Below are 12689 nucleotides of genomic sequence, written 5' to 3'. Positions count from 1 at the left end.
TTCTATATTGGTATCGGGAAAAAAGCCGTACCAGAATCAGTCCCGGAATTTCAAGAATCTGACGGGTATAGACATGCTTGCAACAGCCATTGAATCGATCGAGACGGTAATTGTCGATTTGCCGACCATACGCCCGCACAAACTGGCGATGCACACCATGCAGAACCAGACTCTGGTGCTGATTCGTGTGCGCTGCGCCGATGGCATCGAGGGCATTGGCGAGTCCACCACCATCGGTGGCCTGGCCTACGGCAACGAAAGCCCGGACAGCATCAAAACCAACATCGACCGGCATTTCACGCCGTTGCTGCTGGGTCAGGACAGCAGCAACATCAATGCTGCCATGCTGAGGCTTGAACGCAGCATCCGCGGCAACACCTTTGCCAAATCAGGTATTGAAACGGCACTGCTCGATGCTCAGGGCAAACGTCTGGGCCTGCCGGTCAGCGAACTGCTGGGCGGACGGGTGCGCAATTCACTGCCGGTGGCATGGACCCTGGCCAGCGGCGACACCGGCAAAGATATTGCCGAAGCCGAAAAAATGCTCGACCTGCGGCGCCACCGCATCTTCAAACTGAAAATCGGCGCCGGTGAAGTCAACCGCGATCTGGCCCACGTGATTGCCATCAAACAGGCCCTGGGCGATCGCGCCAGTGTGCGGGTCGATGTCAATCAGGCCTGGGACGAATCTGTGGCGTTGCGCGCCTGCACAATTCTGGGGAGCAACGGCATCGACCTGATCGAGCAGCCCATCTCGCGCAACAACCGCTCGGGTATGGTGCGCCTTAACAGCATGAGCCCGGCGCCGATCATGGCCGACGAATCCATCGAAAGCGTGGAAGATGCGTTCAACCTGGCGCGGGAAGGTGCTGCTTCGATTTTCGCCCTGAAAATCGCCAAGAACGGCGGCCCCCGTGCCGTCCTGCGCACCGCAAGCATTGCCGAGGCGGCGGGGATCAGCCTGTACGGTGGCACCATGCTGGAAGGCGGCATCGGCACCCTGGCCTCGGCCCATGCCTTTATTACCCTCAACAAGCTGGCCTGGGACACCGAACTGTTCGGGCCGTTGTTGCTGACCGAAGATATTCTCAGTGAGCCGCTGCTGTATCGCGACTTTGAGCTTCACGTTCCGCAAACCCCGGGCCTGGGCCTGACCCTCGATGAAGAGCGCCTGGCGTTTTTCCGTCGCGACAAAACCGCCACCGCCGTTTCTCAAGTCTAAGGAGAGCCTTATGTTGTTCCACGTAAAAATGACCGTGAACCTGCCGCTCGACATCAACCCCGAGGTGGCTGCCCGGCTCAAGGCAGACGAGAAGGCTTTGGCCCAGCGCCTGCAAGATCAGGGCAAGTGGCGTCACCTGTGGCGCATTGCCGGGCTCTATGCCAACTACAGCGTGTTCGATGTCGACAGCGTCCAGGAGTTGCACGACCTGCTGATGCAGTTGCCGCTGTACCCGTACATGGCTATCGAAGTCACTGCAATGTGTCGCCATCCTTCGTCCATCCGTGAGGACGACCGCTGAGTCCTGGGAACCCGGTCAGTTACGCCAATAATTACAAGATGAGGAACCACCATGAACGCCAAAATTTCCCATACTGCCAGTGCCCGTAAATTTCTCGACGAGGCCAGCGGTCTGCACAACGATGGGGGCGACCCGCGGGTCAAAGCCCTGATCAGCCGCATCCTGCGTGACTCAGTGAACATCATCGAAGACCTCGCCGTGACCCCGGAAGAGTTCTGGAAAGCCGTGAACTACCTGAACGTCCTGGGCTCGCGTCAGGAGGCCGGGCTGTTGGTGGCAGGCCTGGGGCTGGAGCATTACCTGGACCTGTTGATGGACGCCGAAGACGAGCAGGCCGGCAAGTCCGGCGGCACCCCGCGCACCATCGAAGGCCCGCTGTATGTAGCGGGCGCGCCACTGTCCAACTTCGAGGCGCGACTGGATGACGGCGTCGACCCGGGTGTTCAGCTGTTCATGCAGGGCCAGGTGAAAAACACCGCTGGCGAGCCCCTTGCCGGTGCGGTGGTCGATGTGTGGCATGCCAACACGGGCGGCACCTATTCCTATTTCGATGCCAGTCAGTCGGAGTTCAACCTGCGTCGGCGAATCGTCACCGATGCCGAAGGCCGCTACCGTTTTCGCAGCATCGTGCCGTCAGGCTATGGCTGCCCGCCGGACGGTCCGACCCAGCAACTGCTCGATCAACTGGGCCGTCACGGGCAGCGCCCGGCGCATATCCACTTCTTTATTTCTGCTGCGGATCATCGTCACCTCACGACCCAGATCAACCTCGATGGCGACCAGTACCTGCATGACGACTTTGCCTACGCCACACGCGATGAACTGATCGCCAAAATCAGCTTCAGCGATGACCAGCAGCGCGCAGCCGAACATGGAGTGAGCGGCAAGTTTGCCGAAATCGAATTCGATTTCACCCTGCAGTCCTCTGCTCAGCCCCAGGAGCAGCAGCGTCAGGAGCGGGTTCGCGCGCTAGAGGACTGATCACCTCAAAAGTCCCCTGACTCTGTTCAGCATCTCGCAGAACCCTGAACCCGGTTCTGCCCTTTACCAGCTCAGGCGAACCCCCCGCGTTAGCACCGACACCCTCCAGGGTGTTGGTGTTGTAATCCGCTGCCAGGTACAGGCCCATCGTCGAAGACAATCGCGCCACCACCCCGACGCTGGCAAGCCAGGCTCCCACAGGCGATTTTCGGCACTGAGCAAAGGCTGCCACAGAAAACATGCACCCATGGCCATGCCTGTTGGCCAGGGCACACACACTCGCCTGGCCGGCGGCCCACCTGTTGGTTTACAGCGGTTTGAGAGCTTACTTATGATGAGCGACTTTTTTGGTATCCAGTTTCGTATAGCGAAACAGCATCGAGAGGAAAACAACAATGAACTCCCGACAAGAACCGGTCGTGACCCTGGAAGTCCGCAATGATGGCGTGGCAGTGGTGCAGATCTCCCGTCCTGAAGCGAAGAACGCTCTCAACAGTGCCGTGCGCGAGCAATTGGCCGTGCATTTTCGTGCGCTGGCCAGCGATGTGCGGGTGCGCGCCATCGTCCTGACCGGTGGTGAGCAGTGCTTTGTTGCCGGGGCCGACATCCGCGAGTTCGCCCACGCCAGCGCCATCGAGATCTACCTCAGGCACACCGAATACCTTTGGGAGGCCATCAGTCGTTGTCCGAAGCCGATCATCGCTGCCGTCAACGGTTTTGCCCTGGGCGGTGGTTGTGAGCTGGCGATGCATTGCGACATCATCGTGGCCGGTGAGTCGGCGCGCTTCGGTCAGCCAGAGGTCAAGCTGGGCCTGATGCCGGGTGCCGGCGGTACCCAGCGCCTGATCCGTGCGGTCGGCAAGGTACAGGCCATGCGCATCGCGCTCACGGGCTGCCTGGTGCCTGCGCCGCAAGCGCTTGCCATAGGTATGGTCAGCGAGGTGGTGAGCGACGCTCAAACAGTGCCCCGGGCCCTTGAACTGGCCGCAGAAATCGCCGCATTGCCGCCACTGGCGGTGGCGCAGATCAAGGAAGTGATGCTGGCGGGCGCTGACATGTCGCTGGACAGCGCATTGATCCTGGAGCGCAAGGCGTTCCAGCTGTTGTTTGATTCTAAGGATCAAAAAGAGGGCGCCCACGCCTTTCTGGAAAAGCGTAAAGCCAACTTTATCGGCGAGTGAGGGACGCCTTCCACACCAACAGAAATGCGTACCAGGCCGTTTCGCACTCCGGTCTGCTGCACAACAGTACAGCCTGGCATGACTAAATGAGGGTTTGAGCCGTGTTGCCCGGCAGGCAGTCGCAATCAACTGCCCTTTGCAGTGCTGCTGTTATCAGCTACTGCCCATGCTTTTGGATAATGTCTGTTCCGCTGCCACGAATGCCGGCGTCTTGCCGGCATCGGCATAGACCTCTTCACCGTCTTCAACCCGGATCACTTCCGAGCCCTGTACATAGGGCATGGATTTCTCTGCTTCCATGACTGCTGAGTGCAGTAGCCCCTCAGTGATGGTCGCTTCATCCAGGCCATAGGCTTGGGCCAGCGCCTTGATTTTGATCAGGTCATGTTTATCCAGGGTCAGGGTGTATTCCACCCGTTCGCCGGTCTGTCTGGCTTTTGCTTCCCAGTTGTTGAGCAAGTGCTTGAAGGTGTCCATGAAATGCGCCCCGGTTGACTGTAGATGCATGCACTATCTGACTGTAGCCGGGGAATTAGGTTCGGTGGAGCAGCCAGTCCTGGTGGGAGCTGGCTTGCCAGCGATGGAAGCCGCGACTTATTTCTGTTGCCGCTGGCATTCAGGCAAGCCGGACCGTTATTGTGCTGAATCCTTTTAGTCCCTTGCATGGATCTGTTGTGATGAACGCACCGCGTACTGCTGTGGGCCCGATCAAGGCCGTAATTTTTGATATGGACGGTTTGTTGCTGGATACCGAGGGTATCTACAGCGAAGTGACACAGATTATCGCCGCGCGCTACGGGCGCACCTATGGCTGGGAGATCAAGCAGCAAATCATCGGTCGCGGTGCCCGGGACCTGGCGGCCATTCTGGTCAAGGCCCTGGAGTTGCCGCTCACGGTGGACGAGTTTCTGCTCGTGCGCGAACCGCTGTTGAGCGAGCGTTTCCCCAAGGCCCTGGGCATGCCGGGGGCCGAAGCGCTGGTGCGGCACTTGCAGGCGCATAACATCCCGATTGCCGTGGGCACCAGTTCGTCGCGCCATTCCCTTGCGCACAAGACGACCTTGCACCGCGAATGGTTTGACTTGTTCGACACCATTGTTACCGCTGACGACCCTGAAGTCGGCGCCGCCAAACCTGCGCCCGACATCTTTCTGACGGCTGCCCGGCGTCTGGGCGTGGCACCCGAGGATTGCCTGGTGTTCGAGGATTCGCCCTTTGGCGTGACCGCCGCCAAGGCCGCCAACATGGCCGCTATTGCGGTGCCCGACGAAGCCATGGCCGACAGCAAATACCAGCACGCCGACCAGATTTTGCGCAAGCTGGCGGATGTTGATCTGGCCGCCTATGGTTTGCCGCCATTGCGCTGAGAATCAGGAGCCCGGGTGAATAATCCAGAATTGAATCACGACCTGTTCACGCCCTGGCTGGAGCAATGGCAACTGACCATCGAGGGTGAGGCCTTTGCTTCGCGCAATGGTTATTTGTTGCCTGTCAGCCAGGGCGGGCAGCCGGCCATGCTTAAAGTCTCGCAAGAGCCCGAAGAGCAGGCCGGTGCTCAGCTGATGGCCTGGTGGGCGGGGGAGGGAGCGGCACCGGTGCTGGCCCATGACCATGAGGCGTTGCTGTTGCAGCGTGCCCAGGGCCGCGCCACGCTTGCGGGAATGGTCGCAGACGGCGCCGATGATCAGGCCACGCACATTCTGTGCAGGGTTATCGGCCGTTTGCATAAACCGTCGCCAAAGCCGCTTCCGGCTCTGGTCCCGCTGCAACAGCGTTTCGAGTCGCTATGGGGCGCAGCGGCGTCCCACGGCGGCATTCTGCAGCTTTGCGCCGCCAGCGCCCGCGAACTGCTGGCCAGTCCCCGGGACGTCGGGGTGCTGCACGGCGATGTCCACCATGGCAACGTGCTCGATTTCGGCGCGGCCGGCTGGCTGGCCATCGACCCCAAGGGGCTCTACGGAGAACGCGGATTCGATTACGCCAACATTTTCTGCAACCCCGATCACCACAGTGCGCTGGCCCCAGGCCGCTTTGCCCGGCGTCTGGAAATCGTGGCAGCCGCCAGCGGTATTGAGCGCAGCAGATTGTTGCGCTGGGTCCTTGCATGGGCAGGGCTGTCCGCGAGCTGGATGCTTGAAGACCATGAAGATCCGGGTGGCGTGATGCAAGTGGCGAAACTGGCGGGATCGGCATTGGGCCTGATCGAGTGAGCCGTGGGCACCCTGCCTGCAACAGGCAGGGTGCCCATGGCGGTTATTTCAGATACCAGCCCCACGGCCGGTCATCGATGTACTCGGTCACCTGCTTGGTTTCCAGATAATTGTTCAGCCCCCACTGGCCGAGTTCGCGGCCAATGCCGCTGTGTTTCATGCCGCCCCACGGCGCTTCGACAAAGGTCGGTTGCGAGCAGTTGATCCAGACTATGCCCGCCCGCAACTGGTTGGCCACCCGGCTGGTGCGGTGCAGGTCGGCACTCATCACGGCAGCGGCGAGGCCGAAGCGGCTGGCATTGGCCATTTGCACGGCTTGCTCTTCGGTCTTGAAGCGCTTGATACATAACACCGGCCCGAACACTTCTTCACGCCATAGAATACTGTTATGCCCCGGTTCGTCGAAGATTGCCGGCTGGATGAAATAGCCCTCTTGCAGATGCCCGGGGCGCTGACCGCCAGTGAGCAGACGAGCGCCGCTGGCGAGCCCCTGATCGATGTAGCCCAGGACCTTGTCGTATTGGCCCTGACTCACCAGGGGGCCAAGCAACACCCCGGGTTGCAGGCCGGGGCCGATGGTAATTTTTCGGGTTTCCTCCACCAGCCGCTCGATTAACCGCGCAGCGATGCTTTCCTGCACCAGCAGGCGTGAGGTGGCGCTGCACACCTGACCCTGATTCCAGAAAATGCCGAACAGAATCCATTCCACGGCGGCATCGATATCGGCATCGTCGAACACAATAAAGGCCGATTTACCGCCGAGCTCGAGGCTGATGTTCTTGATGCTGCGGGCCGCCGCCGTCATGATTTTCGAGCCGGTGGGCACGCTGCCGGTGAAGGCCAGTTTGTCCACTGCCGGGTGCTCGGTGAGGGGGCTACCGGCGTCAGTGCCAAGCCCGGTAACGATGTTCAGGACCCCGGCCGGCAGGCCGATACGGTCTGCGGCAGCGGCCAGTTCAAGGGCCGTGAGCGGAGTCAGTTCCGAGGGCTTGAGCACCAGGGTGGCGCCGGCGGCCAATGCCGGGGCCACCTTCCATGCCGCCATCAGCAACGGGTAGTTCCACGGGATGATTTGCCCGGCCACGCCAATCGGTTCATGGCGGATCCGGCAGCGAAAACGCGGGTCGGGCAATGGCAGCGGTTGATCCTGTTGCTGATCCAGTTCCCGGGCCAGCCCCGCGTAATAGCGAAAGCAGCCAATCGCATCGCCAACATCCCACTGGGCTTCGGGCAGCGGCTTGCCGTTATCGCGCACTTCCAGCTCGGCAAGTCCCTGCTGGTGGTGCTGCAGTTCATCGGCCAGGGCGTCGAGCCATTGCCCGCGCTCGGCGCCGCTGGTTTTGCCCCAGTCACTGTCGAACGCGCGGCGAGCTGCGCGCACGGCATGATCAATGTCTTCTTCAGTGCCGGCCGCGACCCGGTGAAAAACCTGGCCGGTGGCCGGATCGATGACGTCGAGCAAGCCCCCCAGGTCCGCACCCACCCATTCGCCGTTGATATAAAGCTGATCACGCATGCTGAGACTCCTGGCTGTTGGTACGGCGGCTTTGCAGATGACGGGAAGTGAACAGCAGCAACAGTGACAGGCAAATAATGACGGTCGAGACAGCGTTGATCTCCGGCGTCACGCCGCGGCGAATGGAGGAAAAGATGTAAATCGGCAAGGTGGTTTCGGAGCCGGCGACAAAGAAGGCGATGATGAAATCGTCGAAGCTGAAGGTGAATGCCAGCAGGAACCCGGCCATGATCGCCGGGCTGATCTGCGGCAGCGTGACCCGCCAGAACGTCTGCATCGGCGGCGCATACAGGTCGGCCGAGGCCTCCAGCAAGGCTTTGTCCAGGGAGTCGACGCGACTGCGCACAATCACCATGACCAGCGCCATGGTGAACAATGAGTGCGCCGCAATGACCGTGGCAAAGCCCATGTTCAGGCGCGGCGCGGCAGGTATCCAGCTGGCCAGCAACGGGTTGATGAAGTCGAACAGGCTGATGAAGGCAATCAGGGTCGAGATGCCGATGACGATCCCGGGAACGATGATCGCGCAATAGGTCAGGGCATCGAACATCAGCCGCACCCTGGGCCCGGCCCGTTGCAGGCCGAATACCGCCAGGGTACCGAACAGGGTGGCTATTACCGCGCTGGTCAAGGCAATGAATGCGCTATGGGCCAGCGCCTCCATGATGAACGGGTTGCCGAAGGCGCGACCGAACCATTGCACCGAGCAGCATTCGAATGCCAGGCCGCTGCGCCCGGCGTTAAAGCTGAACAGTACGATCAGGGCAATCGGCGCGTAGAGAAACAGATACAACGATGTCGAATAGCTGCGCAGCCACATGTCACACCCCCGAGTCGACAGGACGGCCGCCATAGCGCGCCACCAGTTTCAGATACACACCGATGATCACCAGCATCATCGCCACCAGAGTCATTGCCAGCGCACTGCCAAATGGCCAGTTGCGCGATTGCAGGAACAGGTCGACCAGCGCGTTGCCGAGAAAGAACACTTTGCCGCCGCCGAGAATGGCCGGGATCAGGAACTCGCCCATCAGCAGGATAAACACCAGCATCACCCCGGTAATCACACCCGGTGCGCTCAGTGGCAGGGTGATGCGCCGAAAGCTTTCAAAGGCACTGGCACCCAGGTCGGCGGAGGCTTCCAGCAGGCGCTTGTCGAGTTTTTCCAGGCTGACATAGATCGGAAACACCATGAGCGGCAAGTAGCCGTAAACGATGCCGATCAGCACTGCCCACGGGGTGTTGATCAGGCGTACGTCTTCCAGGCCGAAACTGGCCAGCAGCGCCGGAATGCCTTTGCCGCTGAGGAGGAAGATCCAGGCATAGGTGCGGATCAGGAAACTGGTCCAGAACGGCACTATCACCAGGGTCAGCAGCAGCGAACGGTTCTTGCTCACCTTGAGCGCCAGAAAGTACGCCAGCGGGTAGGCCGCCACCAGGCACACCAGAGTGCCCAGTGGCGCCAGGATCAAGGTGTTGCTGAACGCGGCGGCCCGCGAACCGAGGTTCAGGTAGTTGTCCAGGGTGAAGCCGGCGGCATAGCCGCCCACGGCACTGCGTTCGCCGAAGCTGTAGACCAGAATGATCAGCAGCGGCATCAGCAGCAACAGCAGGAACCACAGGGTCGATGGCAACAGCATGAGCAGCGTCATCCGCCGGCCGAGGCTGCGCCGCTGGCGTGCCCCGACTGACAGGGCTGTGCCCGGCTGTACCGATTGCGGGTGGGCGGCGGCGTTCATGGGGGGCTCCTCAATGGCCATGGCAAAGCATCAGGCGGACTTGAAACGGGCCATCAGTTCAGCCCGTGCCGGACTGGTGAGTGTGGCGGCGGCACCGAACTCCAGCGGGCTCAGGGCTTCGGCGGCCGGGTACATGATCGGGTCTTCAAGCAGGGCGACCGGCAGCAGGGCGTCGACCCGCTTGTCACCACTGGGGTAGCCGTGGCTCAAGACTTCGAGCTTGTTGTGCTGTGGGTCGAGCAGGTAGTTGATAAAGGCGTAGGCAGCGTCCTTGTGCTCGGAGCTTTTGGGGATCGCGAAGAAGTCGCTCCACAGTTCGCCTCCTTCCTTGCCCAGCTCGTATTGCATCTGCGGCAGGTCGCGGTGCAGCTGCGAGGCGTCACCGGTCCAGGACATCGCCAGCCAGGCATCGCCGCTGCGCATCGATGGCTGGATATCGGAGTTGATGGCAAACAGGTGCGGCTTGACTTCGATCAGCAGTTTCTCGGCATCTGCCAGCTCTTTCGGGTCCAGAGAGTTGAAGCTGTAGCCGAAGCTTTTGAGGGCGTTGCCAATGGCGGTCAGTTGGTAGTCGTGGACCATGGTGCGGCCGCTGGCGGGACCCTGGGCGGCGGCCCAGAACGCTTTCCAGCTGGCGGGGCCGTCCTTGAGTTTTTCGCTGTCGTAGAGCATCCCGGTGGTGCCCCAGTTTTTCGGCACCGCGTAAACCTTGCCGTCCACCGTGCCCTGGGCCATGAACTTTTGCTGGAAGGCCGAGGCATCGAAATTGGGCAGGCGCGCCAGGTCCAGAGGTTCGATCAGGCCCAGGCCGACGTAGGTGCTGATGGTGTAGTTGGTGGGCACCAGTACGTCCCAGCCACTGCCGCCGGCTTGCAGCTTGGCGAGCATTTCTTCGTTGGAACCGAACACGCTCATGGACACCCGTGCGCCGCTGGTTTTGCCGAAGTCGTCAAGATTTTCCTGGCTGTGATAGTTCGGCCAGGTGGCCAGTGCCAGGCGATCGCTCGACAGTTTTTGCTCGCCCGCCTGGGCGCTGGACATCAGCAGGCCGGGCATGTTGCTGGCGACCACGGCTGCGGCAACCCCCAGGCCGGTGCGTCCCAGGAAGTCGCGACGGCTGATCGAGCCGTTCTGCCAGCTGCGCAGGTTTTTGATAAATGTCTTCTGGTCCATAACGCGCTCCACATTCGGTTGTTGAAACGAATCGTTGATTTACAACGCCATGGCCAGGCCGTTGGCGTGATCCCAGCCGACACTCACGGCTGCGCCGTGTTCGAAGGCATTGGCCGGGTGATCCTGCTGGCGTGGGACACGCACGCAAATCACCCCGAAGGCCTGGGTGCGCACGCGATATTCGGTGCAGTTGCCCAGATAGATGCGGTCTTCCACGCGGCCTGGCAGCTTCACTTCGCGAAGCATGTCGGCGTTGGCGCCGGCAATGCTGATCAGCTCCGGGCGCACGGCGATGCATCCCGGGGCATCGGCGCTCAAGGTTTTGCCGGTGGGGGTCAGCGGGCTTTCAAGCTCCAGCCCCTGCTCGGTGCGCAGCACCACCGAGTTGCCCTGCAGCTGGCGCACCGTGCCGTTGAACAGGTTGGACTCGCCAATGAAATCGGCCACGTAGCGGCTGGCCGGGGCTTCGTAGAGTTGCTCCGGGGTGGCGGTCTGAATGATCGAGCCGTTGTGCATCACGCTGATGCTGTCACTCATCGACAAGGCTTCTTCCTGGTCATGGGTGACCAGTACGAAGGTGATGCCGACCTCCCGTTGCAGGCGCAGCAACTCGGACTGCATCTCCTTGCGCAACTTGCGATCCAGGGCTGCCAGCGGCTCATCCAGCAGCAATACCGTGGGTTTGTTGACCAGCGCCCGGGCCAGGGCCACGCGCTGTTGCTGGCCGCCGGACAGCTCGCTGGGCTTGCGCTGGCCGAAGCCGCTCAGGCGCACCATTTCCAGGGCCTCGTCGGCCATGCGCAGCTGGGTTTTTTTGTCCGGCCGCGGGTTGCGGTAGCGCAGGCCGTAGGCGATGTTTTGCGCCACGGTCAAATGCGGGAACAGTGCGTAATGCTGAAACACCATATTCACCGGTCGTTCGAATGCAGGCACGCCGGCCACGTTTTTGCCCGCCAGCAACACTTCGCCGCTGCTGGGTTGTTCGAAGCCGGCGATCATGCGCAGGGTGGTGGTTTTGCCGCAGCCGGAGCCGCCGAGGAAAGAATGAAATGAGCCACGGCGCACGGCGAAGTTCAGCCCGTTAACGGCTGATACCTCGCCGTAGCGTTTGACCACATTGCAGAATTCGATGTCGCTTGGCGGGTTGTCGTTCACGGTCCGGCTCCCTTGCAGTGATGAATCAGCGCGTCGGGGGCCAAACTAGCAATCGGGGTTTTGCGCTGTATATATCCCTTGGGGGATAGAGTCGTTATCAGGTGTCAGGGCTCGACAACCAGCTCCTGGCCGGTGAGGTCGCGGATAAACAGCCCGAGCAATTCCGACTGGCTGCCTATCCCCAGTTTGGCGTAGATGTTCTTGCGGTGAATCTTCACCGTGCCGGGGCTGATGCCCAGTTGTTCGGCCACCGAGGCGCTGGAATGGCCGCGCAGCAGCAGTTGCACGATTTCCTGCTCGCGCACGGTGAGGATGTGGGCGCCAAAGTGATCGAAGACATCGCGGATCTTGAAGTCCAGATCCTGGGCCGGGCGCGGCTGCTCGGTCTGGCGCAAGCGCCAGGCTTCATTGATCACCTGCTCGACCACCGCTTGTGCGCACTCGATCAACTGCATTTCATCGCGACTGAAGGCGCAACTGGCGGTGCTGCGCATCAGTGACAGCACGGCCATGGCGCCTTCGCCCAGGTCGACGAAAAAGGCCACTTCCTCGGCCAGTCCGGTTTGCTGGTAGTAGGTCAGGTAGTACTCGCCGAGATAGAAATGGTCGGGTGCAAACTGGCGCAGGCGCCACAGCCCCGGTGGTTGCGCGCGGGTGCAGGCCAGGTAGAAAGGGTCCAGCAAGTAAGGCCCGCACTGATAGTCATCGACATACACCGCACGCTTGTCCGCCGAGAAGGTATCGAACAGGGCCAGCGGCCGGTGATTGCCTTCGTAGACGAACAGAACAAAGTGATCGATCGGGCAGACCTGCCTTAGCCAGTGGCTCAAGCCCGCCAGTCGCCCGTGCCCGGCAGGCAAGGCCAGCAGATGGGCGACACCGGTGGTCCAGAGTTTCAGTTCCTTGGGGCGCATGGCGGATTCAGGCAAGAAGGGTCGAATTTGAATGCACGAATTACGCCACGGGGAGCCGGACCTTGCCGGGCAGGGGGGCGGGAGGAATGGGCCAGGCCTGGGCGCACAGTAAAAGGGCAGGGGTGTTACTGAGCGCTACACAATGGCCCGCAGGCGCTGTCGGATGATCAGCGCCAGGAGGAGGCCGACCGGGTACTGGCAGGGGCTAGTGAAGTGCTGCTTCGAACAAGACTTCAGGTGAGTCGCTAAACGCCGGAACCAGGTTTGATCCTGGCCCCGGCGGTTTAATCAGCAGCG

Annotated in this window: 13 protein-coding genes; 6 read left to right on the top strand and 7 right to left on the bottom strand. The window is 61.2% G+C overall.

Annotation, left to right across the window (positions count from 1 at the left end; all coding sequences use genetic code 11):
* The first annotated feature begins 73 nt into the window (after positions 1-73).
* The 4 genes from B195_RS14060 (at position 74) to B195_RS14045 (ending at position 3685) form a co-directional block, all read left to right on the top strand.
* Positions 74-1222: a muconate cycloisomerase family protein gene (locus B195_RS14060; protein ID WP_003442342.1), complete on the top strand. Its 1149-nt coding sequence runs from the start codon at positions 74-76 to the stop codon at positions 1220-1222.
* 10 nt (positions 1223-1232) lie between these two features.
* Positions 1233-1523, top strand: a complete 291-nt coding sequence (catC, locus tag B195_RS14055) for a muconolactone Delta-isomerase (protein ID WP_003442344.1) — start codon at positions 1233-1235, stop codon at positions 1521-1523.
* A gap of 51 nt (positions 1524-1574) precedes the next feature.
* Positions 1575-2504: a catechol 1,2-dioxygenase gene (catA, locus tag B195_RS14050; RefSeq protein WP_003442346.1), complete on the top strand. Its 930-nt coding sequence runs from the start codon at positions 1575-1577 to the stop codon at positions 2502-2504.
* A gap of 395 nt (positions 2505-2899) precedes the next feature.
* Positions 2900-3685: an enoyl-CoA hydratase gene (locus B195_RS14045; RefSeq protein WP_010656331.1), complete on the top strand. Its 786-nt coding sequence runs from the start codon at positions 2900-2902 to the stop codon at positions 3683-3685.
* Positions 3686-3838: 153 nt separating this feature from the next.
* Here B195_RS14045 and B195_RS14040 read toward each other — a convergent pair whose 3' ends face one another.
* On the bottom strand, positions 3839-4192 hold the full coding sequence (locus tag B195_RS14040) for a hypothetical protein (RefSeq protein ID WP_232286852.1): 354 nt from the start codon (positions 4190-4192) through the stop codon (positions 3839-3841).
* 170 nt (positions 4193-4362) lie between these two features.
* On the opposite strand from B195_RS14040, the gene B195_RS14035 reads away from it, so the two are divergent.
* Together B195_RS14035 and B195_RS14030 are read left to right on the top strand one after the other, a co-directional pair.
* A complete protein-coding gene (locus B195_RS14035; protein ID WP_003442351.1) occupies positions 4363-5052 on the top strand; it encodes an HAD-IA family hydrolase in 690 nt (229 codons plus the stop codon).
* A 15-nt stretch (positions 5053-5067) separates the two neighbouring features.
* Positions 5068-5895 carry an aminoglycoside phosphotransferase family protein gene (locus B195_RS14030; protein ID WP_003442352.1) on the top strand — a complete coding sequence of 276 codons (828 nt, stop codon included), beginning with the start codon at positions 5068-5070 and terminating at the stop codon, positions 5893-5895.
* Positions 5896-5938: 43 nt separating this feature from the next.
* On the opposite strand, the gene B195_RS14025 is transcribed toward B195_RS14030, so the two are convergent.
* The 6 genes from B195_RS14025 to B195_RS14000 form a co-directional block, all read right to left on the bottom strand.
* Positions 5939-7411, bottom strand: a complete 1473-nt coding sequence (locus tag B195_RS14025) for an aldehyde dehydrogenase family protein (protein ID WP_003442355.1) — start codon at positions 7409-7411, stop codon at positions 5939-5941.
* Positions 7404-8231, bottom strand: coding sequence for an ABC transporter permease (locus tag B195_RS14020; RefSeq protein ID WP_003442357.1), 828 nt, complete (start codon positions 8229-8231; stop codon positions 7404-7406). Before B195_RS14020 ends, B195_RS14025 begins: the two co-directional genes overlap by 8 nt.
* Position 8232: 1 nt before the next feature.
* Complete coding sequence (locus B195_RS14015; RefSeq protein WP_003442359.1) at positions 8233-9150, bottom strand: ABC transporter permease; 918 nt, start codon at positions 9148-9150, stop codon at positions 8233-8235.
* A gap of 30 nt (positions 9151-9180) precedes the next feature.
* Positions 9181-10323, bottom strand: coding sequence for a PotD/PotF family extracellular solute-binding protein (locus B195_RS14010; protein ID WP_003442367.1), 1143 nt, complete (start codon positions 10321-10323; stop codon positions 9181-9183).
* Positions 10324-10362: 39 nt separating this feature from the next.
* Positions 10363-11478: an ABC transporter ATP-binding protein gene (locus B195_RS14005; protein WP_003442368.1), complete on the bottom strand. Its 1116-nt coding sequence runs from the start codon at positions 11476-11478 to the stop codon at positions 10363-10365.
* A gap of 104 nt (positions 11479-11582) precedes the next feature.
* Positions 11583-12392: a response regulator transcription factor gene (locus B195_RS14000; protein ID WP_003442370.1), complete on the bottom strand. Its 810-nt coding sequence runs from the start codon at positions 12390-12392 to the stop codon at positions 11583-11585.
* Between the last annotated feature and the right edge of the window lie 297 nt (positions 12393-12689).

The sequence above is a fragment of the Pseudomonas sp. Lz4W genome (assembly GCF_000346225.2).
Lineage (GTDB): Bacteria > Pseudomonadota > Gammaproteobacteria > Pseudomonadales > Pseudomonadaceae > Aquipseudomonas > Aquipseudomonas paraversuta.
The sequence above is the reverse complement of the archived record's forward strand: the minus strand, read 5'-3'. Positions and strand labels throughout refer to the sequence as shown.

Bases quoted from the DNA above. Each gene is read 5' to 3' on its own strand.
- B195_RS14015 (WP_003442359.1), bottom strand. From the start codon at position 9,150: ATGAACGCCGCCGCCCACCCGCAATCGGTACAGCCGGGCACAGCCCTG.
- B195_RS14060 (WP_003442342.1), top strand. From the start codon at position 74: ATGCTTGCAACAGCCATTGAATCGATCGAGACGGTAATTGTCGATTTG.
- B195_RS14045 (WP_010656331.1), top strand. From the start codon at position 2,900: ATGAACTCCCGACAAGAACCGGTCGTGACCCTGGAAGTCCGCAATGAT.
- catA (WP_003442346.1), top strand. From the start codon at position 1,575: ATGAACGCCAAAATTTCCCATACTGCCAGTGCCCGTAAATTTCTCGAC.
- B195_RS14025 (WP_003442355.1), bottom strand. From the start codon at position 7,411: ATGCGTGATCAGCTTTATATCAACGGCGAATGGGTGGGTGCGGACCTG.
- B195_RS14035 (WP_003442351.1), top strand. From the start codon at position 4,363: ATGAACGCACCGCGTACTGCTGTGGGCCCGATCAAGGCCGTAATTTTT.
- B195_RS14040 (WP_232286852.1), bottom strand. From the start codon at position 4,192: ATGCATCTACAGTCAACCGGGGCGCATTTCATGGACACCTTCAAGCAC.
- catC (WP_003442344.1), top strand. From the start codon at position 1,233: ATGTTGTTCCACGTAAAAATGACCGTGAACCTGCCGCTCGACATCAAC.
- B195_RS14020 (WP_003442357.1), bottom strand. From the start codon at position 8,231: ATGTGGCTGCGCAGCTATTCGACATCGTTGTATCTGTTTCTCTACGCG.
- B195_RS14000 (WP_003442370.1), bottom strand. From the start codon at position 12,392: ATGCGCCCCAAGGAACTGAAACTCTGGACCACCGGTGTCGCCCATCTG.
- B195_RS14010 (WP_003442367.1), bottom strand. From the start codon at position 10,323: ATGGACCAGAAGACATTTATCAAAAACCTGCGCAGCTGGCAGAACGGC.